We start from the raw sequence: 24503 nt of genomic DNA on the forward strand, positions 1-24503 counted from the left end.
TGAATATAAGCAGGCCGGTTGCCGGTGAGGGAATGGCATTTTGCTGCGTAGTCGTCATCCTAGGTAACAAAAAGCCTTTGGCAGTACTTTTAATATCCACCATAGCGCTGGCATCGGGTGTTGAACCATCTGTATTGATTGCCATGTTTTGTGCCTGAACTGAATGAGCCAGGCTACACACAGTTACCACCAGGCAAAGGATAAAACTTTTCATGTTTCTTGTTTTGGAAATTGGAAATGTTCAGGTATTTTTTAAAGTTTTTATGTTGATTATTGTTCTACCACAAATGCATGCTTTTCAATTGTGCCTGCAGGCCCGCCAATATCCAGGGTGTACGCCCCGGCCGGCAAATACGCTCCGGTCTTCAATTCCTGTATTGTACTGCCGCTGCCAATGAACAGTTCGCTGCTGCGCACCACCTGCCCGTTGCTGCTGATAATATTAAATTTATAATTTCCGGCAGGCTGGTTTGCAAACTCAAGATGAATAATGCTACCGGTAACCGGATTTGGGTAAATTGTAAAAGGAATGATTTTGCCCTCCAGTGCAAGATTTACAGACTTGCTGTATTGTACTGCACCATTCAAATCATAAGTCTTTATTCTGTAATAATTATTTCCTGCAACCGGTTTTATATCGAGCCAGCTGTAGGCATGAGTCACATCACCATTAGCGGCCGCTACCGCGGCACCAACAGTTGTAAAGGTTCTTCCATCCGTTGACTTTTCAACTTCATATCTAACTATATTGGTTTCGTTTTCTACTTTCCATTCTACAGCGATATTGTTATTTTGCTGATATGCTTTCACAGCCGTAACAGTTACCGGAAGCACTGTTATGGGTTTAAAAATAATCCTGAAGCGGTTGGTTGCTGCAGAAGCTGCGGCTGCATTAATAGAAAAATTTACCTCAGTTGTGCCGTTAAGGTCAATCAACTTGCTTGTGCCGAGATAGCTGTCTACCAGGTAACCCGCTATATTGGGCTGCTGAAAATTGCGTGCATCGAAAACAAACTGGTAGGCTCTTTGGGTGGTGGCGGCAATTTTAAGATATACCGTATCATTCAGACTAAGTGCTGGTCTTCGTTCTGCAGCCAGCGAACTCGTGTTCCTTAGAATGCTGAGGCTCTCATTTGTATTACTAAATTTCACAGCATCATCGCGGTCTATGCCATTGCTGAATGCATCATTGAATTCTGCAAAAGTACCGTCAGCAAGTGTCGTTGTGTTATCTGCATTTAGCAGGTTCAGCTTCACCTTTATTATTCCTGATGGAGTGCTGTAAGGCCGGAATCCAACATTACTTCTGTTAGCAGATTTGCTGGACTCATTGAATGTGAGAGATGCAGGACTGGTATTTTTCGTTTCTACAAAAAAAGCTTGCCCAGACTGCATATCGGTTGTTTGGGCACTTGGCACAGACTGCACCCAGGTTCCGGTAAACAACAAATCATCCATCATCACATAACCGCCTGTGAGGTTTAAGGCCGGATCCCACACATAAAAACGGTTCACAAGATTGTTTAAAGAAAGATTCGCAAAATTGACCGGAGAAGCATAGGGGTTGCCGATCAATGTATATTTACCAGCTACAGAAGAAGCAGGAAAAATTTGTGTGCCTGTTTGTAGTGCACCAATGCTGCTAACAGTTGTGTTTGTAAAAGTGCAGGTACACGTATTGGCAGGGTTACGGTCGCCCCTTATGAATATAAAATACCCGGTATTGTCGGCACTGCCGGTGTTACCGGCAGAAATGGGTACTTTGGTATTTAAGACATTTACTAAAGCCTGCGTACTGTAATTCCAGGTTTTCATTGAAACTGAATTTTGAGCACTTACATCCAACCCATTTCCAGAAGCCCCGGTAGGATTTGGTCCTGTTACTAACAGCCCTATGCCTGGATTATCGGCGCCACGATCCTGCCATGTATTGTAAATAGTATTAGAACTGGTAACGGGAGCCGTTAATAACCTCCAGGCTCGTTTTGCAGGTATATATCTTTCTACCATTGCCTTTCCCACTATATGACTTGCAGCGGCCACTGGTGCTACTCTTGCAGTTAAGTTTGCGTCTGACTTTAATATAAGGTTGCTGTCTGTATATAAATTGCCGCCATTTACAGCTAATATATTACTAACAGAAGCTACAGATTTTAAGGCTGTACCGTAAGCAGATTTATTAACTGTAAGATTATTAAAAGTAGTACTGCTGGTTCCTGATAAATAACTGATAGTGGTATCTGCATCTCCCATAAAAGCAACAGTGCTGCCACCTGCCGAAAAAATACCGTTGTTTTTAAAAGCGGTGTTATTTACTATTACGTTGATATTACCATTCAGCACCATGTTGCATCCGTTGTACAACTTAACTTCCTGTGCACTTGCCACACATACACTAAAAATAAGCCAGCTGAACCGGCTAATTTTTTTTACCGTGTTGGTATAGCATAAAAGACGATGCATACAAAATACCAGGCACTTTTTCTGCAGAAGAATGTGTATCACTTTTCTGCGGATGCCGGGTAATTTAAGAACGGAATAGGTATGATGGTATTGCTAGTAAAACTTCGGTATCATGCCGAGTTTTAACTAATAAAAGTGTAGAAGATATTCTAAGGAATTAAAGCGAATTTGCGACGCTATTTTTTTGCCACAGCAGCAGCGTTCTTTTTTTCGTTTATCAGTAGGGCCCACTTTTCGAGCATTCCCATCAACTCGTTTAACTCAACAGGTTTGCTTATATAATCATCCATTCCTGATTGCATACAATCCTGCCGGTCGCCCTGCATTACATTTGCAGTCATCGCAATTATAACCGGCTGCGCCTCGAGACAGAGCCTGATCATGCGGGTAGCTTCCATACCATCCATTTCCGGCATTTGTACATCCATCAAAATTAAGTCATACTGGCTCGTGCTAACCAGTTCCAATACTTCCTTTCCATTATTGGCTAATTCCGTGTTGTATCCAAGTTTTGAAAGTATCTTGGTGGTCCATTTTTGATTCACCGGGTTATCTTCTGCTATAAGGATGTTTAAGGGATACTGTTTGGAAAAATTGCTGGACAATTTGTGCACTTTATTTTGCTTATTTTCCTGCGTTTTATCTTTATTCCGCAACTGGTTGGCGATAGCATTCATCAGCAACCGGGGCTTTACAGGTTTGCTGATTACAGCCCCTAAAATTTCGCCATGTTCCTTGTAGTGTTCATCGGTTACAGGATTAAGTAATATCACCGGTAATTGCGGATATTTTGTGTGGATGCACTGGGCCAGCTCAAGGCCATTTATTTCCGGCATAGTTAAATCCGTAACAACCAGGTCAAAAGCAACCTGTGTTAAAATCTCCAGGGCTTCCTTTCCGCTGGCTGCTGAAGTGGTTTCCATTTGCAGGCTTTCCAGTTGTCCGCACACCAAATCCCTTAACGTAGCATTGTCATCTGCAACCAATATTTTTTTGCCTGCCAGCTCATTTAATTCTGCATGTATGGCAGAACGGGACAGCTGCATTCCTGCTTTGCTGTAAATGGAAAAAGTAACAGTCGTTCCTTTTCCTTCAGCGCTTTTAAGTTGCATCTCGCCGCCCATAAGTGCTACCAGTTTTTTGCAAATAATCAGCCCCACTCCCGAAGCCGGCGGTCTATTGTCTGATGTATCCGTTCCACTGAAATACTGTAGCAAAAATTTTGTTTGCTCAGGCGGCATGCCGGTGCCGGTATCCCGTACCTCAAACTCCAGTTTTATCCGGTTATCATCTTCACAGGCCAGCAGTTGCACCCCAATAGAAATTTCACCTTTGGAAGTAACTCTCAGGGAATTCTCTATCAGGTTCATCAGTATCTGGCGCAGTCGCCTCACATCTACTATTACCTGCTTTGGTACATTACCTGTTATTTCATATAATAAATCAATTCCTGCTGTTGCCGCCTTTACCGCAAATACATCCAGTACTTCTTCCAAACAATTGCTTAAATCAATATCGTTCGCTTCCAGGTCTCTTCCCGATTCTGTTTTAGAATATTCCAAAATATCATTCACCATTATTTCATTGATCACACTCATCAGTTTACCGCCGGAATGAACGATTGTATTTACATATTCCTGCTGTTCAGCTGTAAGGTCGGTTTCGTTAAGCAGCGTCGCCATTCCCAACACCCCATTCATGGGCGTACGCAACTCATGATTGATTCTTGAAAGCAAGGCTCCTTTGTTACGTTCTGCAAGCAGTGCTTTTTCGGTAGCCTTTTGTTCATTTTTTGCAGCATATACCAGTAGTTCGTTCTTTTCCAACACCTGCCTTTCAAGGTCCAGCCGAAGATTTTTTAATGAACGTATTTTTATGAAATGATATAGTATCGCAGAGACGAACAATATTGACAAGAGCAATAATTTAAACCACCAGCTAAGCCAGAATATTGCAGATAGAACAAGTAAAGTTGATATAAAAACGTTGTACGGTATATTCATATAGTGACAGATTAATTGCCGGCGTATTGTTTAAGTATTGTTGAACATTCTATGCTTTATTATTGGATCATCATTCCAGGGAGATGTTGAAGCCAAGTACCGCATACCTTTGACTGCCACAGGGATTAAAAATATACAGGGGCAACTCCCACTTGCCAAATGCGCCTTTCAAAAACAACCCTGCTTCAGATTGTCCACTCACACGATGAAGGTGGGTTTTCTGCAGCGATATACCTGCTGATAAAACACCCGAAATTTCATAACTCAGATCGACCCAGCTATATATGAAATTACAGCGCTTGTTTTCACCGGAAAAAGCGTATTCAGTTTGTAATGAAAACACGCATTTTTTATAATCCGCCGATGCATTGCAACCAATAATGCCGCCATTAAATTCCCCCGCCACAACGCCCGCTATTGGCGTTATTGAGCACGAAAGATCAGATTCGTAATCAAATGTTTTACCTGTCACCACCGAAACTGTTTGTGCTGCCTCATAATTATAACGGCCTTCAATATACCATCCTGCATCGGCCTGATACCAGGCTTTAGGATTAATAGCAATTGTTTTATTTTTCATAAAATAATATTGTTCAAAACCGGCTTTGAATTGTGCAGTTGCATCATGACACAACACGGAAACTGTCATCAACAGCCATATGATTTTTTTCATTTTCAATAAGTATGTATTCGGCAGTAGCTAATTTATTTAACAGCCCTATTTCTTTTAAAAACTTGTTCCAGCCAAAAACCAGTTCATCAATAGGGTGCCACAATAATACCCATGCGAAAATATCCAGGCTGTTGATGATGCCTACATTGAGGCCATGCTGGGCATCCAAAATAACAGGCAGCAAGCCCTGGAACAATATTACCACGATGGTACTAAGCGCCAGCAACACCCAGTTGCGCCGCTTAAATTTTGAAAACTCTCTTTCCCGGTCTTCTTTTTTAGCCAAAAAATGCCCCCGGATGGCATACATCAATGGTTCGGCATATTGCTTATCGTTGGATGTGGTACATTTTAATTTATAAAATATCACAGAATATCTTTTGGCTGCCTTAACAGATTCCATGATATAGGCTTCAAACTGGTGGTTCAACTGCCGCATATAAATAGGTGCAGGATCGTGCGCATTAAAATAATTGTTTGCAACGAGCCGGTCGGAGGTTAAAAAAATGCTGATACTTTTTGCAAGCGGCTTGCTCATAGTACGATTATTGATTTTTTAATTCCTGAATTTTTCCAGGAAAATGGTAGTGCCTTTATGTGTGGTAAAAAAGCTGGAAAACCGATCAATGTTTTGAAGTTTGCGATAAAGCCGCGATCTGTTTATCACTTAACACCCATTACCATCCTGACATAACTCTTTACTACATGAAATATTGAGCCCGGCCGGAAATATAGAAATTATACTACACCGGATCAGCCTTTTGAAAGACCACCCGAAAGATGCGATTTCCTTAATATGGTTAACTAAAATCAACGCCTGTAGAAAGGCTTCTAAAAAACTATGGCTATCTGACTAACAAGATAAAATCTTGTGTCAGCGTTATACCAGTGATTATCTGATTGCAGAAAGCAGATCAAAAAAACTCAAGAAAAGAAAATGAAAAAATGGTTGGCTTTAAGTGTGCTTGCCCTGGTGTTTACTTTTATTTCCATATTATTTTGGTACAGTGAATGGAGATACAGTTTACCTACGCCCGTACCTGCCTCATATCATATCGTTAACACAGGCGCTCATGTTGATTTGCCCGGTGCCGCATTTTCATTCCCATCAGACAAGCCACTATTCCTGCATTTTTTTAATCCTGATTGTCCCTGCTCTAAATTTAATGTCCCTCATTTTAAATCGCTGGTAAATGCCTACGCTGATAAAATAAACTTTGCTGTGGTTGTTATGACGAACGATAAGAATTATACAACAGCCATGATTCAAAAAAAATATGGGATTTCAATACCCGTATTAATGGATACAGCTTTAGCAGCGGCTTGCGGTGTATACTCTACCCCACAGGCCGTTGTATTGGATAACGAGCATAGGTTGTATTATCGCGGCAACTATAACAAAAGCCGCTACTGTACCGATGCTAAAAGTAATTATGCACAAATGGCAATTGATTCCTTACTGGCCTTCCAGGCGCATCCGGTATTCAACAGGCAGGCGCTAACGGCCTATGGCTGTTCTTTGCCAACCTGTAAAATAAATAATAAATAAACAGTCAAAAAGGGATTAATGCAGTCAGAAGATAATATACATATACACAATCAGCAAACCGCTGCTGTTTATTTACAGGAACTCAATAACAGATCAAACAGGCTGATGAATTATTTTCTGTTATGTTTTTTTATTGCAGGTTTATTGTTGGCTCCATTTTACGACACATGGTTTATTGCCATTGGATCGGGCGGAGCCTGCCTTATTGCTTACTACGTTACAAAAAAATTACTTCCAACATCCGGTTTGTACCAGTATGTTTTAAGTGTGGTGTTAGGTGTTTTTATGGCCCAGTATATTTTCCAAATGCATGGGTTATTCGAAATGCATTTTTTTGCATTTATCGGGAGTGCCGTTCTAATCACCTATCAAAACTGGAAACTGCAAATACCATTAATGGTATTTGTGCTCCTTCATCATGCCGGATTGGGCTACCTGCAAAACTCCGGTGTTGAGGGTATTTATTTTACCCAGCTAGACTCGCTGGAACTACAGACATTTATCATTCATATTATACTTGCTGCCGTGATTTTTTTTACTTGTGGGTTATGGGCCTATCAGCTAAAAAAATACAGTAAAATACAACTGGACCAGGTACAGCAATTGGGCGAAATGGAAAAGGAAGCATTGCTTCATAAACAGCGGCTTCTAAATGAAGAGGTGTTGAAGAATGCCTATTTAAAAGAACAACAGGCACGTAAGGAAGCCGATGATGCCAATAGAGCAAAAAGTATTTTTCTGGCAACCATGAGCCATGAAATACGGACGCCCATGAATGGCGTTATTGGTATGGCGTCACTATTATCCGAAACGGAGTTAACGGATGAACAGCGGGACTATGCAAAAACAATCAGCAGTTGTGGTGAAGTATTGCTTGGGGTAATCAATAACATTCTTGATTTTTCCAAAATAGAATCAGGCAATATGGAGTTGGAGGCGCATGATTTTGATTTGCGCAATTGCATTGAAGAAGTGCTGGATGTATTTGCAGAAAAGGCTGGTAAAGCCGGGCTGGACCTGGTATATGAAATAGAACACGATGTGCCGGCGCAAATTATTGGGGACAGCCTGCGGCTGCGGCAGGTGTTGGTAAACCTGGTAAACAATGCAATAAAGTTTACGCAGGAAGGAGAAATATTTGTGGGTGTTCACCTTGTTAAGACCAATGACGACGGACAGATTGAATTACGGTTTGATATACGGGATACCGGTATCGGTATCCCTGCAGATAAAATGGGAAGCCTGTTTAAAGCTTTTTCACAGGTAGATTCTTCTACAACCCGCAAGTATGGTGGAACCGGTCTGGGACTTATTATTTGTGCCAAAATAATCAACCTGATGGGAGGGAATATTGCTGTGAAAAGTATAGAGCATCAGGGGTCTACTTTTACTTTTTCAATGAAAGCTGCTGCCAGTACGCAGTCGCTGCGGGCCTATGTTACCAATTATATCGCTGGTATGGAAGGTAAGCGAATACTGGTTGTTGACGACAATTTAACAAATCGCCGCATACTTAAAAAGCAATTGGAGTTGTGGAAAATGGTTCCCGTGCTGGCAGCCAGCGGTGCGGCAGCATTGGCAATACTGAAAGAAGAAGCAGGGTTTGATTTGCTGCTTACTGATATGCAGATGCCCGATATGGATGGTTGCGAACTGGCACAACAGGTTCAGCTGCTTAACACCAGGCTGCCGATTATTCTCCTGAGTTCAGTGGGTGATGACCGCAATAAAAGTTATCCCGGCCTTTTTAAATCAGTACTCACCAAGCCCGTTAAACAGCAAATGCTTTGCCAGGTTATGATCATTGAACTGAGGGATAAATCAAAAAACATGGCCATAGAGAAGGTACCTGTTGCGCAAAAACTTTCCAGTGATTTTGCGAAGAAGCATCCACTTAAAATACTGGTTGCTGAAGACAATGCGGTTAACTTAAAATTAACGCTTAAAATTTTAGGTAAACTGGGTTACGAAGCAGTGTTTGCAGAAAACGGGGTGCAAACAATAGCAATAACCGCCAGGCAGCATTTTGATATCATACTGATGGATGTACAAATGCCGGAGATGGACGGATTGGAAGCAACCCGGATCATCAGACAAAACATGGAAGTACAACCTGTTATTATAGCAATGACCGCCAATGCAATGAAAGAGGATAAAGACGAATGCCTGCTTGCAGGAATGGATGACTTTTTAGGCAAGCCGGTAAGGTTGGAAGAGGTGGTGAATATGATTGCTAAATGGGCTGTTATTGCAAAAGACCATGTTACAAATAAAAAAATAGCCTGATAACAATTTACAAATAAAAAGTACCACAATGCAAAATTTACGCAATACACCCTCTGCCGTTTTATCAACCGCTGCCTTATATGATCTGAGCCTGCTGCAAGAGCTGGATGGCGATGAATACTTACTGGAGATGCTGGAAGTTTTATTACAGGAGGTTCCTAAAGACATCAAAGAAATGAAAGATGCGGCCGTGGCAGGAAGAGGTGATATTATTTGCACAAAAGCACATAAACTCAAGAGCACTGCTGCTATCATCCAGGCAGAACAATTGGCGCAGTTGCTGGGAGATATTGAAGCTTTTGGTAAAACGGAGTCGCCTGGCAATGAGCTTACCCAAATGATTGATACGGCCGTTGATCTTTGTAGCCAAATTGAATCAGGGCTAAAAATGGATGCAGCCAGATTAATGCATTAACCGCCGCTGCCATGGGGTGCAATCCCCATCGTTTTAAATACACAAGCTGATGAAAGCCATACGATTTTTACCTTTACTGTTTATACAACTTTGCTGTTGTTGCACCATGGGTCAACAGCAGCACCTGAAATTTGAACACTTTGATATTAATGCGGGCCTGTCACAAAATCACGTTCTGTGCATACTGCAGGATAGCCGTGGATTTATGTGGTTTGGAACAAGAGACGGTCTGAATAAATATGACGGCTACAAATTCACCGTTTATAAGAATGATGCAAAGGACAGTAACAGCATCAGCAACAATTTCATTTCCGGCATTGTGGAAGATGCCAACGGATTTATATGGATAGCAACAAGAGGCGGCGGTTTAAACCGGTACAATAAAGAAAAAGATCAGTTTACCCGTTTTAAACATGATGCAAAAAATATCAACAGCATATCAGGTAACATCGTAAATAATATCAGCAAGGATGCTGCAGGCAACTTATGGATCTGTACAGAAGATAATCTTAATTTTTTTGATCCGGTACGCAATGTTTTTGTGCAGTATAAAATAAATGCGAGATGCGTGTTTGAAGACAGTGGGCACCAGCTTTGGGCAGGTACCTACCAGGATGGGCTTGGCTTATTGAATAAGCAAGATAAAACTTTCACCTTTTTTAATTATCAGCAAAATGACACCGGTTCAATCAGCAACAACAATGTTTCTGTAATTTATGAGGATAATAAAAAGCGACTTTGGGTAGGTACAGTCGGTGGAGGATTAAATCTTTTTGACAGAAGCATGAAAACTTTTCGACATTTTCAGCATGCTGCAGACGGTGTGGGCACCCAGTCTTCCAACACTATTTTTTCACTGGCAAATGATGCGGCCGGCAATCTCTGGATCGGGACAGAAAACGGTGGCCTCGGCGTTTATGATTCTTCCAGGGAAGAATTTTACTGGTATCAGCACGACGAGATAGATAATAACAGCATCAGCCATAATTCTGTGTATTCAATTTATAAAGATACTGACGGCAATATGTGGGTAGGCACTTTTGCAGGAGGCGTGAATTTATCCACAAGAAACAGCAACCGCTTTGCCCATTTTAAACACACGTCAGACAACAGCAGCCTTAATAATAATAATGTGCTGTGCATGCAGGAAAGTGGAGATGGAAAAATCTGGGTTGGTACGGATGGCGGCGGGCTCAACCTTTTTGACCCGGTTAGCAAAAAATTTGTCCACTATATTCACCAGCAGGGAAACCACAACAGTATTTGCGGTAACTATGTATTGAGTGTTTGCAGGGATACAGAACGTAATCTATGGATAGGCACCTGGGGTGATGGCATTACGGTGTTTAACCCCCAAAAAAATACTTACCGGCATTTTAAAAATAATCCGTCAGACAGATCTAGTTTAAGCTGCAATAATGCCTGGACAATTTATGAAGACCGGAACAAAAATATTTGGGTAGGCACTTATAACGGGGGCCTTAATTTATATAATCCGCGTACCAGTTCTTTTACAAGGTTTGATACGGGGAGCAGCAATAACAGTACTAAGAAAATACAAACTATTACAGAAGATGCCAGCGGTAATTTGCTGATAGGTACTGATGGAGGTGGCATGCAGTTATTCAACAAACAAACCAAAGTTTTTACCAGTTTCATACACGATGATACCAAAAACAGCATCACTGATAACCGGGTTACTTTTACCCATGTTGATAAATCGGGCAACTGGTGGATTGGCACAATGGCTGGCTTGAATTACTATAATGTAAAAAGACATCTTTTTACCAGTTACACCTTGGCAGACGGGTTACCAAACAATGTGATCTTTGGCCTGGCAGAAGATGATAAAGGCAACTTTTGGATTAGTACCAACAAGGGAATATCCTGTTTTAACGTTACCACAAAAAAGTATAAAAACTTTGATGTTGACGATGGTTTGCAATCGTATGAATTTAAGCTGGGGTCGTTTTGCAAAGCTAAATCCGGGGCCATGTATTTTGGTGGCATTAATGGCTTCAATGAATTCTACCCCGATAAAATATTAAGTAATTCTTATGATCCGCCACTGGTGTTTACCAACTTTGAAATATTCAATAAACATGTTCCTATTGCACAAAACACCGACGACCCTTCACCATTAAAGAAAAATATCGCAGAAACAAATAGCCTTACCCTCCCCTACAATAATTCGGTTATTTCATTTGAATTTGCCTCACTGAATTATGGGGTACCAGAAAAAAAGCAATATGCCTATATGCTGGAAGGTTTCGATAAAACATGGAATGAGATAGGCACCAAACGTACTGCCACCTATACCAATCTGAACCCCGGAAATTATATTTTAAAAGTAAAAGGATTGAATACTGAAGGCAAATGGTCAGCAAAAAGCATTTCGATAGCACTGAACATTACGCCGCCATTTTGGTTAACCTGGTGGTTTAAAACACTGATGTCATTAACCGTGGCCGGCGTAATTATTGGTATTTACCGCCTTCGTATTAATAGTATAAGAGCACAAAAAAATAAACTGCAGCAAAAGGTAGAAGAGCAAACAAGCCAGTTGCTTTTATCTACCCGGGAAGAACAACGTGCACGAAAGGAAGCAGAGGAGGCAAACAAGGCGAAAAGCGTTTTTCTTGCTACAATGAGTCACGAAATACGCACACCGATGAACGGTGTGATAGGCATGGCATCACTTTTAAATGAAACCCAGCTTACTGCCGAGCAGCAAGAATATGCAAAAACTATTTCTACCTGCGGCGAAGCGTTGCTAACGGTGATTAATGATATCCTGGACTTTTCTAAAATAGAATCAGGGAATATGGAGCTTGAACACCGTGACTTTGATCTGCGCACCTGCATTGAAGAAGTGCTGGATATCTTCGCAGGTAAGGCAGGCAAACTTGGACTGGACCTGGTGTATGAAATTGACTGCAACGTACCCTCGCTAATTATTGGTGACAACCTAAGACTTCGCCAAATATTAATAAATCTGGTAAGCAATGCCATCAAATTTACTGAACAGGGAGAAATATTCGTAGCGGTCCATTTAAAACAGGCAAAAAAAGACGGCACTGTTGAACTACAGTTTAACGTACGTGATACGGGGATAGGTATACCCGAAGATAAGATGGGAAGATTGTTCAAAGCCTTTTCACAAGTGGATTCATCTACGAGCCGCAAGTATGGTGGTACAGGTCTTGGTTTGATTATTTGCGAAAAATTAATAGGGCTGATGGATGGCAAAATTGATGTACAAAGCAAAGAGCATGAAGGCACAACCTTCGCGTTTACCATTTGGACCACTACAAGCTCCCAATCGTTGCGTACCTATGTTACCAATAACCTAAACGAGGTGGAAGGTAAGCAAGTACTGGTGGTGGACGACAATTTAACCAATCGCAACATACTTAAAAAGCAGCTGGAAAACTGGAAAATGGAACCGACGCTTGCCGCCAGCGCAGCAGAAGCATTGGCCATTATGACAACAGGCGTACATTTTGATTTACTGCTTTCCGATATGCAAATGCCCGATATGGATGGTTGCGAACTGGCACAAAAGCTTCAGCAACTTTATCCCCGCCTTCCCATTATTTTGTTAAGTTCTGTAGGCGATGAACGCAATAAAATATACGCCGGCTTATTTAAAGCGATCTTAACAAAGCCGGTTAAACAGGAGATGCTACGCCAGGCTATCATCAACGAATTGAGAGGAAAATCAAAAACTTCAGCCAGTGCGGAGCCGGTAAAACAAACGCTTTCGCCAGACTTCGTCAAGGATCATCCGTTGCGTATACTGATCGCGGAAGATAACGCAGTCAACCAAAAATTAGCTCTTAGAATTTTAAGCAAACTCGGTTATGATGCTGCCCTGGCAGAGAACGGCCTGGAGGCTTTAGGAATGGTGGAACAGCAACAATACGACGTTATTCTAATGGATGTACAAATGCCGGGCATGGATGGACTGGAAGCTACACGGCTTATAAGAGAGCGGTTGCAATTACAACCTGTAATTATTGCAATGACTGCCAATGCCATGAAGGAAGACAAAGATGAATGCCTGGATGCGGGGATGAATGATTTCCTAAGCAAGCCGGTAAAACCCGGGGATGTAGTGAACACACTAATTAAATGGTCAAATATCATTAACGAAAATACGCCCGGTAAAAAAAGAGCATGATAAAATTATGACAGTTCAAAAGCACTTATATCGGCTTTCCGCTACTCCTGTATTACTGCAGTGGGCAAATTGTCTTATAACAAATCGACGGTACTACAGTGGTTAAACGTGTACACCTTTTGTTCAAAATCAATTTCCACTCCTGCGCTATTGATGCGAAAATGGGTTGTGCCGCCCGGTACCGTAACCATATTAGCCAGAATAAATGAGAGGATACCGATTGTGCCTTGTACACAATCGATTGCTGCAGTAACGGCGCATAAAATGTGGGGCTTAGTTTACCGTTGATGTTAAAAGCAAAGCCTTCTTCCGGTAGTGCTGCTTCTGCGTAAGTTGCCTGTTGTATTGGACCCGCCCGAAAAAGTATCACAGCTTTTATACGCTCTTAAACCGGGGAATCAAAAAAATCAACAGGATATGCGCCGTACAACCGACGACAACTTAGCAATAAAAGACAAAGTGCAGGGACTTTGAAACCGACAACCCGGTATTGTCATCTTTGATCCTGGTTAGGTAATGAACTTCCCTGAAGCATATCACTATAATTGCCAGCTTCGGCTTATTTATCAAGCAACTTCTTTAGTGCAGGCGTTGGTACCTGACCTAAGACCGTTGTGCCGATTTTAATTTTCTTTTCCATTTTACGGTAATAGCGCTTTGCATTTACACGAAACACATCATACAATATGGCGTAAACCAAAATTGCAGCGGGCAGAAAAAAGGAATAATAATCCAAGTTCCCGAAGGCATATGCGCCCAACAAAGCACCGAAAATAAAAGAAGTGATGATAGATAACTTAAGCCCAATCCGCGATTTCAATTCAGGTTTGTTTTCAGTTCGGCTAAATATTAGCTGAGCCAGCTCAATGCCCAGATCTGTAAAAGTGCCCGTTAAGTGGGTTGTACGCACCACCGATTTAGATATCATAGTTACCAACGCATTTTGCATGCCCATCGCAAACAGCAAACTGCCAGCAAAAAATTGCCGGACTGCCAGATTATTTGTAAAATGATTTCCTAAAAAACCTGTTGTAATTAGAATCAGGAATTCACATGTAAGCGGTATCAGGTTAGAGTATCGTTGATTTTTACCAATCACATCAATGATAAGACCTGAGATAAATGCACCGCCCAAAAAAAGCAACATCCAGGTGGCAATTACCCACGAAGTGGCCCATGATTTTATGGATATATTCTCTGCAAACAGAGCTGCATGACCCGTTACATTGGTAGTTAAAACTGAAAATCCCAGCAATCCTTCTCCATTTACCAAACCGGCCGTGAGACTTAATACAACGGCTAATCTTACATTATGGATATGTGTACGCCGTACCCCGTGATGTTTTAGCATAGGCTGTTTTTTATTTATTATCTGCCGGATTTATTTTTGCTTGAAGCCCCGGTTCAGTTATGTTATTTTGAAATTTTGATTGTGCTAATCAGTATAATTCAAAAATTCAATTTGATGCTGAAGATTGTATATGTTTGCTATGCTGTATTATTTAACAGGCTCAGCTTTAGCTTTAAACGGTTAAAAATAATTTTGCAAGCGGGATGTTACTCCACAGCTGTGCATCTATGTTCATCGGGTTAAAATTTGATAATTCCCCCAGCATCTTATCAATAAAGCAGCCAGTAAAACTTTCAGTCACCTTATTTTTTTCCAGGAATTTCATGGCATCTTCAATACCCCCGGTATACTTCTTCAGGGCCGTAAGCCCGCAACATTTTACTGATCAGTTTTGCAGTGCATCCATTTACTGTTAATGACATATATTTCCTTTTAGTTTACTTATAACAATGGATAATACTTATCCCTGATACTGTTTAAATGATGAACCTGGTGCCCAAGAATACTAAAGCCCATGGCAGCAATAGAAATGCGCCGCTTTCTGATGATTCCGGTTTTTAAAAAATCATCGCCGCAGAAAGTGCTGTAAAGCCCATAGGTAGCCTTTCTAACTGTAATCAGCTCTTCAATTATCCGTTCTACTGATTTATTACCCGCATTGGCGTTGGCCGCAATTTCGTCGCCGTTAAAACATATTACATGTTCCTTTTCTTCCCTGACAAATCTTAAAGTACCGGCACACACAATACGCTCTGTATCCGAAAGATGCTGCAGTATATCATTTACTGTCCATTTACCGGGCGCATAATTTTTGGAATGCAGCCGGGTAAGTTTGTCTATATCCAGCTTCCACAAATCTTTAATGCTATCTTTAAAGGCTTTATTAAGATTGTCTTCTGCTACAAGGTTGATGTACAGTTCATACAAATCAGGTGCAAGATCAATATGGATTTTTGTTATTTTATTTAACACCATCATTTTCACATTTCGCTTTTAATAATTGTACGGTAAAGAGCTGCATTTATGCATCCCTAAGCCTTTATTTTTTTACCGGGATAAATCAGGGCTGAATAAGCAGTCTGCAACATGGTTTGGGGAAGGCTGTCGTTGCTGGTTTACGCAGACAGCCCAACCAAACCATCATCATAACAATTAGTATCAGAGGCGCTGATACCGAAATTTTAAACGCCGCTGGTATGATGCACCAGTTTTTCAACGGAAAAATTTTATTCAGCAGGGGCAAAAAAGCCAATTCATGATTTTAATCTGCCAGCCAGGATGGTATTTCCATTTAATCTTTTATCCAATACTTCAACAGGTTATCTGCTTCGGAATTTGCAAGACGATATCCCTCCGGCACTTCATCTTCCAGGCTATGATAGGTTACCAGTTTTGTGCCTGCAGGCTTTTGTTCCAATTGAGTAAATAAATAGCGGTTATAATAATTGTACAATTCCCGGGAGTATTCGATGGTATCATCAATTTTATTTGTGCCAATGAGGTTTTCGTAGAATGAGTTGAAGAAATAAAAATGATCGTAGTTTCTAAAATCCAGCTGGGTAAAATTACCGTGAATAAAAGATGTATTGTTAAGCTTCAAGGTCTTCTTTACAATTTCGGCTTCTGCAATCAGGCTTTTTCTTTGCTCTACCCCATAAAAAAAGGCATTGGGCTTGGTATAAGCTGCGGCCAGGCAAAATTTTCCCACTCCACTACCGATATCCAATATTCTTGCATTGTTTTCTGCGGCTAAAAAATTGGCAGCTTTCCTTGCCACGGGCAGTGGTGTCCAATGTTTGCGGGCCAGTATTTGGATGGAAAATGGATACAGCCGGTTAAATCTGTCATCTGCTGTTTCCCATTTCTCCTTCATTTTTTCGAGTAATTGCATGATTATATTTCTTTGTTGATCTAAGCGGTGTTTATTAATTTGTATTTGATGGATGGAAATAAAAGCGCCGAAGCTGCCAGAAAATTCAATCAATAACATCAGCCTTATGTGTATCCTATTACCTTTTTGATATACAAAGTTATTTTACATAATAATGCCTGGAGGTAAACTTTATCATTGCAAAATGTGCGATATATCAATTTTTAAAAACATAATTTTGAAATTCGTATGAGCATCAAAGGCCTTTTTCCGATAGACAAATGGGATTTTAAAAGTGAATCGGTTTTGGCGGATTTACCGGCAGAAGATTTTGACCTGCTCACCGCACATCAGACGGAGCAGGTATATAAAAAGGGAGAAATTATTTTCAGGGAAGGCGCTTATCCCGCTGGCATTTTTTATATCAAAGCCGGTAAAGTAAAAAAATACAAGCTGGATAAGGAAGGAAAGGAACACATTATCTATGTCGCAAATAAAGAGGAGTTGCTGGGTTATCATGCCATCCTTTCAGAAGACCGCTACCCCGACTCAGCTGCATCTATTGAGGAAAGCAGAATTGCTTTCATTCCAAAAGAAGACTTCTTAGCAGTGCTGAATCAGTCACCTGTATTGAACAGGCGCTTGTTAAAAACATTGAGCCATGAGTTTGCTGTGTTGGCAAATAGCCTTTCTATGTTTGCACAAAAAAACGTAAGGGAGCGTTTAGCACTCCAGCTGATAGTGCTGAGAGAAAAATATAAAGTGAATTTTAAACCGGGAATGCCGGTGGAAATAAATATGAGCCGGGACGATTTAGCTAACCTCGTGGGAACAGGAAGAGAAAATGTAGTTAGGGTACTAACCGAGTTTAAAGAGTCCGGAATTTTGCAAACCCAGGGCAGAAAAATTATTATCAATGATGTAAATCAATTGATAATAATTGCAGATTACAAGTAACCGCAGTATGAAAATGCGGTTGTAAAATCCTTCAGGCAAGTTTAGCCGATAACCTGTTTCGAACTTAACTTTTTAACCTTAAGCTGCTATTGCCCGGGCAATAGCGAAATCTTTTTTTGTGTGGCAGCAATGGTGCAGTCAGACCTACCTGACATCAGGTTTCAGCACATTTCATTAAAAAATATTTGGATTGTCTGAAAGTAATTTTCAGCAGCTTTTCAAAATTTATAAATAGCTGCAATCATTCTGTAAGCCTGGTTTTTGTTTGAGTTCTGAAATCGGTATATCTATCTCATATAGCAATTAGGCTAAGTCTAGTTTTATTAACAATCATTATTTATTCCAGCTCATGCTACCATCCTTTTCATCTTTTAATTCAATGCCAATCGTAGCGAGTTGCTTTCTTATTTTATCAGAGGTGGAATAATCTTTTCTGATTTTCGCTTCCTTACGGATATCAATGAGCAATTGCATAACGCCCTGCAAAGTATTGTCATCTGCACCGGTACTATGTGTTAACCCGAATATATCTTCCATGTAAGTTTTAAATTGTTGTTGCAATAATACCAGCGTTGTTGCGGCCAGAGCACCCGGTGCAATATGACCATCTTTAATACCATTGATTACGGGAGCCAGCTCAAACATATTGGCCAATATTTTAGCCGTGCTGAAATCGTCGTCCATAAATTCGTCAAACTCATTTAGCCACTGCACTACTTTCGAATTTAGTGCAGCATCTGCAGCTTCTTCATTTAAACCAACAGGTAATTTTTTCAATACTTCATAGGCTTCCCACAATCTTTTAAGCGCCTTCTCACTTGCCAATAAAGCCTCGCTGCTAAAATCTACCGGGCTGCGGTAATGACTTTGTAAAATAAAAAATCGTACCGTCATGGGTGAAAAGGCCTGTGTCAACAAAGGGTGATTGCCGCTGAACATTTCTGTAAGCTTTATTACATTGTTATAACTCTTACCCATTTTTTTACCATTGATGGTAATCATGTTATTGTGTATCCAATATTTTGCCGGCGTATGATGATTGCATATGGTGCTTTGTGCAATTTCACTTTCATGGTGCGGAAACTGAAGGTCCATACCGCCACCATGTATATCAAACTCAGCACCCAGGTATTTGGTAGCCATTGCCGAGCACTCAATATGCCACCCGGGGAAACCCTCTCCCCACGGGCTTTTCCAGCGCATGATGTGTTCCGGCGCTGCTGATTTCCACAAGGCGAAATCAGCCTTGTCCCTTTTTTCCTGTTGGCCATCCAGCTCCCTGGTTGTTTCCAGTAAATCATCCATTACGCGGCCGCTTAGTTTTCCATACTCATGTGTGGCGGCGTATTTCTTTAAATCAAAATATACAGAGCCATTTACTTCATAGGCATACCCTTCAGCAATAATTTTTTCAATCATGCTGATCTGCTCTACAATATGACCGGTTGCGGTAGGTTCTATACTGGGTTCCACACAATTAAACTGCAGCATGGCCCAGTGAAAAAGGTTGGTGTATTTCTGCACCAGTTCCATCGGCTCCAGCTTTTCGAGAATGGCTTTTTTACTTACCTTATCTTCTGCTTCTTTGCCTTCTTCTTCAAAATGCCCGGCGTCTGTAATGTTGCGCACGTAACGCACTTTGTAACCCTTATAAGTAAGATAGCGGTATATAAAATCGAAGGTGATATAGGGCCTTGCATGTCCCAGGTGACTCTCGCCGCTCACGGTGGGTCCGCATACGTACATGCCAGCGTGGCCTGGGGTAATGGGGGTAAATACTTCCTTGGTGCGGGTGTAGGAGTTGTAAACTTTTAATGGCATTCTATTTATTTGATTGGTAGCTATTCATGAAAAATGAGTAGCTGTTTTATGTTTTAATTTCTGCCTGCTTTAGTTTGATGTAAAACCTTGCGGCCCTTATCGCGGCAGCGGGTAATTTAAAAAATTTATTACACAAAGATATTATGCTATGCCGCAACGGCAACAGGGAATGAATAAATATTTATGAAAAACAGGTTTCATGCAAATCAAATATAATGAAATTTAGGAAAACAGTGATTGAACTAATGGCCTTGTAAACGGCTGATGTCGGCAATAATTGGAAAATGGTCGCTTAATTTTTTTTTGATCCTGACATACTGCTTTACCTCGTAACGGTCATCTACAAAAATATTATCAATACGCAGTGTGGGTGCAATGCCACTAAACGTTCTGCCTAAACCTGCACCCTTTTTTTCAAATGCATTCTGCAGCCCCTTGCCAATGGTTTCATATGCGTATGAGTTGGGTACATCGTTAAAATCGCCGCAAACAATTACAGGGTAAGGGCTTTTGTCAATCTCCTGCCGTATCCTGTCTGCCTGGATCTGCCTTCTTAAAAAACCTTTCTTCAACTTCACAATAACATTTTTTGATTTCTGAAGATCACTGTCGGATTCTATGGAAGGGTTGTCGATGTACTGCAAATTAACCTGTGTAAATTTTAACGATTGCAAATGAATATTGAAAACACGGATAGTATCGGCACCTTTTACAATATCTACATATTGAAAAATCGAATTATAATCGTTGGGATAGATAGCAATGGTGTGCCTGTTGATAATGGGATATTTCGAAAAAATGATGATGCCAAAATGCTGGCTGCTAAGGTAATTTTCCTTCCAGTTATAACTATAATATTCATCCGCAAAATGAAGGGCAAGCTCAAAATCCTGGATGGCATAAAACGCAAATTTGTGGTAATATTTGTTGTTAAGATCGATGATGCTGTCGCCGGCCACCATTTCCTGGAAGCAGGCAACGTCTGGCTGGTATTGATTGATGAGCGCAATCATGCTATCGTGTGTAAGCGGATCTTTTTTGTATTGCAAAATATCGAACTGCGCTACATTCCAACTCATTATCCTGAGTGCATCTGTCTGTTTCGGACTGGTAAAATTGCCGCTGGTTCTAAATGGAATTATTTTGGTGATATGTGTCCACCCCGCCAGCAGCACCGGCACAAAAAGCAATGCCCATTTGGATTTGACAAAAAGCCAGAAAACTACAAATAGCAGCAGTATGATCAATAAGTAAAATGCAGATAATGACAACAGGCCAACAAACCAAAGGGATGCTGTAAACAGGTATTGGGCGTAACAACCCAATAAAAAAAGCGTAGCTGCAATAATATTACTTATTATAAAAACCTTTTTGGTCAGTAGGCGAAAAAGCGGTTTAGGCATTTTATAAAGATACTGTTTGCCAGTTAAAATAAATTGCAGTAAGACAGAGGTCGTGCAAGGGGATAACTGTATTATAACTTATTAGCTAAAGACTGGGATTACTTGACTTAAAAACCAATTGCCAATAAAAGCTGCTAATTAAAGGTCCTCTTCCGCAGCTCTTTTGAGGATATTTTTTTCTTCTTCGGTTAGCAGGTGATACCCTTTCAGATTGATTTTATCAAGGATTTCATCTACCCGCTGGGGTGTAATATTGGGCGTTTTTTTATATGGCTTTTTACCCTCTGTATTATAAAAAACACGTTCCTTAATATTTACAGTAGTCCGTTTTTTATCGGGATTAAAAAGATTAATAAACCAGTTGTAAAAACTGTTCATCCAAAGACTTCCATCAATATCTTTTCTCAAAAGGAAAATAAAAAGAAATCCTGCAGCGGCTCCTGCCAGGTGAGAGAGACTATACGCTGCGCTTATAGTGGCGATACCTGCAAAATCAACCAGGATATAAACCATGGTTAATACCCAGATAGGAATACCTCCATTTAGATTTCTGAAGAACCGGAAATCGGGCGCCAGGGTTGTAGTAGCAACGGCAACAGCCATGGTCGCCGCATTGGCGCCGAGTAAAGCCGAACTGCTGATAGCGGGACGTAATGAAGGCACCATGTAATTAACACCAATAAAAACTATTGCGCCGGCAAAACCACCATAAATATAAACCGGAATCAATTTTTTGTTGCCGGTAAGTTCTTGTAAAATAAACCCAAATGCCCATAGCCACAGCATATTGCTTAAAATGTTCATGGCACTTATATGACTAAACATATAAGTTAGCAAGGTCCAGGGGCGCTGAGCCAGGCGGCCAAGCTGCGCAGGCATTTCGAAGTACTGCAATGCTTCGCTAAAAAAAATGTTATCTCCTTTTTGAAAAAAGTAATAAGTTACCTTAATGGTAAGGAGTAATATAAAGAAAATAATATTTAAGGTGAGTAATGCCATCAGGGCGTTTCCGTCCTGGCCTGGTGTAATCCTTCTCCGGGGCTGTCTAAATTCTGAAAATCTATCTGACTCTCCCATATAATTGATTGTTGTACAAATTTACAAACCCGCGCTGAAAAAAGCTGTTAACTTTAATAAAACGTTTTTCTGTTGGTTTTGTTCCAGAAATAGATAAGCAAAAAGCCAACCAAAGCTCCGCCCAGGTGAGCGAAATGGCCCACATTGTCCCCGGCAATCTGGCGTACGCCCATAAAAAGATCCAGTAAAATAAAAAATGGAATTACATATTTCGCTTTCAGCGGAATGGGAATAAACATGATGTATAATTCAGTATTGGGAAAAAGATAGGCATAGGCGGCCATTACTCCCATGATAGCGCCTGATGCGCCGATAGCACTATACTGATCTTCATATGCGGTTATTAAGTCTGCCGTTGACATTCCATTAGCCAATGCTTCAGGAGATTTGGCAAACTGGGCAGCACTAAATGGAATACTTAACTGTATACAAACTGCAGCCCCAACGCCGCAGATGAGATAAAAAATCAAAAAACGTTTTGAGCCCAGGTAGCGCTCCATAATGCTTCCAAACATCCAAAGGGTAAACATATTAAATAAAATGTGCGAGAGCCCTTTGGGATCGTGCAAAAACATGTTGGTTATAAACTGGTGTGGGTAAAACAGGGAAGATTTAATGTAGTGCAATGCGCCCCATTCTGTAACATCAAAGGGCTGAATTAATACCTGGGCCAAGTAGGCCAGGATATTTAATATAATAAGATTGAAAACAATCGGAGTGTCCCGTTGAAGAGAATTATTAAATTTGAATGCCATAAATCAAAGTTAGCAGTTAATTTTTCAACTTCAGCAAGGCCACACATTCAATGTGGTGCGTATGCGGAAACATGTCAACCGGCTGTATTTTTTCAACTGCATATTTCTCCGCCAGCAAAGCGATGTCCCTAGCCTGCGTAGCAGCGTTACAGCTAACGTATACAATAGTAGGAGCCGCTATTTCGAGTAATTTAATCACGAGCTTTTCGTGCATCCCTGCCCTGGGCGGATCTGTTATGATCACATCCGGGCGGCCATGTTTTGCGAAAAACTCATCGTTACAAATTTTTATTACGTCGCCGGCAAAAAATTCAGCATGGGTAATATGATTCAACGCTGCATTTTCTTTGGCATCTTCAATAGCTTCCGGAACAGCTTCTACACCGATGATTTTTTTTGCCAGCTTGCTTAGAAATATACCAATGCTGCCGGTGCCGCAATACAGGTCATACACAATTTCCTCACCGGTTAATTGCGCAAAATCCCGGGTAATGGAATATAGTTTTTCTGCCTGTTTTGTATTGGTTTGGAAGAAGGATTTTGGACCAATTTTGAACGTAAAGTCTTCGAGCTGCTCATTTACAAAGCCTTTACCGTAGTATGTTTGCGGCGAAAGATCATAAATGGTATCGTTCCATTTGGTATTGATTGTATAAAGCAAAGTAGTAATTGCGGGAACTATTTGCAATAAATGATCCAGTAACCTTTTTGTTTCTGTTTCGTCCTCATAACCCAGACAAATATTTACCATCAGTTCGCCGGTAGAACAACAGCGGATAATAATATTGCGCAACCAGCCTGTGTGTTGTTTAATATCGTAGTAGGTATAATTATTTTCAATGGCAAAATCCCGGATGGTGTTGCGGATGGTGTTATTCACTTCATCCATCAGGTAACAGGTTTTGATCTCAATTATTTTATCAAAAATGCGGGGCACGTGAAAACCCAAAGCCCCTCCACCCCCAACGGGGAAAATTTGAGGCTCTGCCAATTCAGAAGATCTCTCTAAAATTGCTGGCTCAGAAAATCCACCCCTGGGGGGCGGGGGGGCTGCTTTTATTTCCTCGCTGGTTAAATACCGCTTGTTGCTAAAAGTAAATTCCAGCTTATTTCTGTAATGAATGGTATCCGCTGCACCTGCAATGGGCATAATCTCCGGCAACGCAATTTTGCCGATTCGTTTTAAGTTTTGTACAACTTCCTGCTGCTTGTATTCCAACTGTTTTTCGTAGGGCAGCATTTGCCATTTACAACCGCCGCACAAGCCAAAATGCTGACAGAAAGGAGTTGTTCTCTCCGGAGAATATTCGTGTATATGGGTAACCTTTCCTTCACCCCAATCTTTTTTATTGGTGCTTATAAAAACATCCACCACATCGCCCGGCACAGCGCCCTCAATAAAATATACTTTGCCATCCTGCCTTGCAACAGATTTGCCTTCAGCTGCATAGCCGGTTACAGCTACCTTTTCCAATAAAAATTTTTTTCTTTTCACGGTTGCAAAAGTAACTCCATTTTTGTTTCGTCACCAGTTGGTGCGACTGTTTCTTTAAACAGCCTGCATGCTTTGCAACCTGTTTCAGTTTAATTGACTGTATTGCTTTGCGGGCATGTATTTCAGGTAATAAAATGATTATTTAATTTTTTGTTAATGATATGTAATTTATAAATTGCTGCAACGTTGTATCCTGATGATT

At 40.8% G+C, this 24503-nt stretch carries 18 protein-coding genes; 5 read left to right on the plus strand and 13 right to left on the minus strand.

Going from position 1 to position 24503, the window contains the following annotated elements:
* The 5 genes from QWZ08_RS23400 to QWZ08_RS23420 all read right to left on the minus strand — a co-directional run.
* A partial coding sequence (locus QWZ08_RS23400) for a phage tail-like protein (protein WP_290340029.1) occupies positions 1 to 214 on the minus strand: 214 nt, incomplete at its 3' end.
* A gap of 56 nt (positions 215 to 270) precedes the next feature.
* On the minus strand, positions 271 to 2463 hold the full coding sequence (locus QWZ08_RS23405) for a T9SS type A sorting domain-containing protein (RefSeq protein ID WP_290340030.1): 2193 nt from the start codon (positions 2461 to 2463) through the stop codon (positions 271 to 273).
* A gap of 176 nt (positions 2464 to 2639) precedes the next feature.
* Positions 2640 to 4379 carry a response regulator gene (locus tag QWZ08_RS23410; RefSeq protein WP_290340031.1) on the minus strand — a complete coding sequence of 580 codons (1740 nt, stop codon included), beginning with the start codon at positions 4377 to 4379 and terminating at the stop codon, positions 2640 to 2642.
* Between the two features lie 157 nt (positions 4380 to 4536).
* A complete protein-coding gene (locus QWZ08_RS23415; RefSeq protein ID WP_290340033.1) occupies positions 4537 to 5046 on the minus strand; it encodes a hypothetical protein in 510 nt (169 codons plus the stop codon).
* 43 nt (positions 5047 to 5089) lie between these two features.
* Complete coding sequence (locus QWZ08_RS23420; RefSeq protein WP_290340034.1) at positions 5090 to 5677, minus strand: hypothetical protein; 588 nt, start codon at positions 5675 to 5677, stop codon at positions 5090 to 5092.
* 399 nt (positions 5678 to 6076) lie between these two features.
* Between QWZ08_RS23420 and QWZ08_RS23425 the strand changes: the two genes are divergently transcribed.
* The 4 genes from QWZ08_RS23425 to QWZ08_RS23440 are packed head-to-tail and all read left to right on the plus strand — an operon-like array spanning position 6077 to position 13572.
* Positions 6077 to 6688, plus strand: coding sequence for a DUF6436 domain-containing protein (locus QWZ08_RS23425; protein ID WP_290340035.1), 612 nt, complete (start codon positions 6077 to 6079; stop codon positions 6686 to 6688).
* An 18-nt stretch (positions 6689 to 6706) separates the two neighbouring features.
* Positions 6707 to 8974, plus strand: coding sequence for a response regulator (locus QWZ08_RS23430; RefSeq protein WP_290340036.1), 2268 nt, complete (start codon positions 6707 to 6709; stop codon positions 8972 to 8974).
* 28 nt (positions 8975 to 9002) lie between these two features.
* Positions 9003 to 9389, plus strand: coding sequence for an Hpt domain-containing protein (locus QWZ08_RS23435; protein ID WP_290340037.1), 387 nt, complete (start codon positions 9003 to 9005; stop codon positions 9387 to 9389).
* A 49-nt stretch (positions 9390 to 9438) separates the two neighbouring features.
* Complete coding sequence (locus QWZ08_RS23440) at positions 9439 to 13572, plus strand: hybrid sensor histidine kinase/response regulator (RefSeq protein ID WP_290340038.1); 4134 nt, start codon at positions 9439 to 9441, stop codon at positions 13570 to 13572.
* Positions 13573 to 14131: 559 nt separating this feature from the next.
* On the opposite strand, the gene QWZ08_RS23445 is transcribed toward QWZ08_RS23440, so the two are convergent.
* From QWZ08_RS23445 to QWZ08_RS23455, 3 genes are all read right to left on the minus strand, one after another.
* Positions 14132 to 14923 (minus strand): YoaK family protein, encoded by a 792-nt coding sequence (locus QWZ08_RS23445; RefSeq protein ID WP_290340039.1) that lies wholly within the window; start codon positions 14921 to 14923, stop codon positions 14132 to 14134.
* 441 nt (positions 14924 to 15364) lie between these two features.
* Positions 15365 to 15901: a DinB family protein gene (locus tag QWZ08_RS23450; protein WP_290340040.1), complete on the minus strand. Its 537-nt coding sequence runs from the start codon at positions 15899 to 15901 to the stop codon at positions 15365 to 15367.
* A 313-nt stretch (positions 15902 to 16214) separates the two neighbouring features.
* Complete coding sequence (locus QWZ08_RS23455) at positions 16215 to 16814, minus strand: methyltransferase domain-containing protein (protein ID WP_290340042.1); 600 nt, start codon at positions 16812 to 16814, stop codon at positions 16215 to 16217.
* 228 nt (positions 16815 to 17042) lie between these two features.
* Between QWZ08_RS23455 and QWZ08_RS23460 the strand changes: the two genes are divergently transcribed.
* A complete protein-coding gene (locus QWZ08_RS23460) occupies positions 17043 to 17750 on the plus strand; it encodes a Crp/Fnr family transcriptional regulator (protein ID WP_290340043.1) in 708 nt (235 codons plus the stop codon).
* Between the two features lie 333 nt (positions 17751 to 18083).
* On the opposite strand, the gene cysS is transcribed toward QWZ08_RS23460, so the two are convergent.
* The 5 genes from cysS to rlmD all read right to left on the minus strand — a co-directional run bounded on the left by cysS (position 18084) and on the right by rlmD (position 24280).
* Entirely contained in the window at positions 18084 to 19571 is a 1488-nt protein-coding gene (gene cysS, locus QWZ08_RS23465) for a cysteine--tRNA ligase (protein WP_290340044.1), read from the minus strand.
* Positions 19572 to 19813: 242 nt separating this feature from the next.
* The gene (locus QWZ08_RS23470; protein ID WP_290340046.1) at positions 19814 to 20974 is read right to left on the minus strand and encodes an endonuclease/exonuclease/phosphatase family protein; all 1161 of its coding nucleotides are present in this window, start codon (positions 20972 to 20974) and stop codon (positions 19814 to 19816) included.
* 138 nt (positions 20975 to 21112) lie between these two features.
* Positions 21113 to 22051: a rhomboid family intramembrane serine protease gene (locus tag QWZ08_RS23475; RefSeq protein ID WP_290340047.1), complete on the minus strand. Its 939-nt coding sequence runs from the start codon at positions 22049 to 22051 to the stop codon at positions 21113 to 21115.
* A 53-nt stretch (positions 22052 to 22104) separates the two neighbouring features.
* On the minus strand, positions 22105 to 22806 hold the full coding sequence (locus QWZ08_RS23480) for a rhomboid family intramembrane serine protease (protein ID WP_290340048.1): 702 nt from the start codon (positions 22804 to 22806) through the stop codon (positions 22105 to 22107).
* A 16-nt stretch (positions 22807 to 22822) separates the two neighbouring features.
* Positions 22823 to 24280, minus strand: coding sequence for a 23S rRNA (uracil(1939)-C(5))-methyltransferase RlmD (gene rlmD / locus QWZ08_RS23485; RefSeq protein WP_290340049.1), 1458 nt, complete (start codon positions 24278 to 24280; stop codon positions 22823 to 22825).
* Positions 24281 to 24503: the final 223 nt, after the last annotated feature.

Source organism: Ferruginibacter paludis, assembly GCF_030409685.1.
Lineage (GTDB): Bacteria > Bacteroidota > Bacteroidia > Chitinophagales > Chitinophagaceae > Ferruginibacter > Ferruginibacter paludis.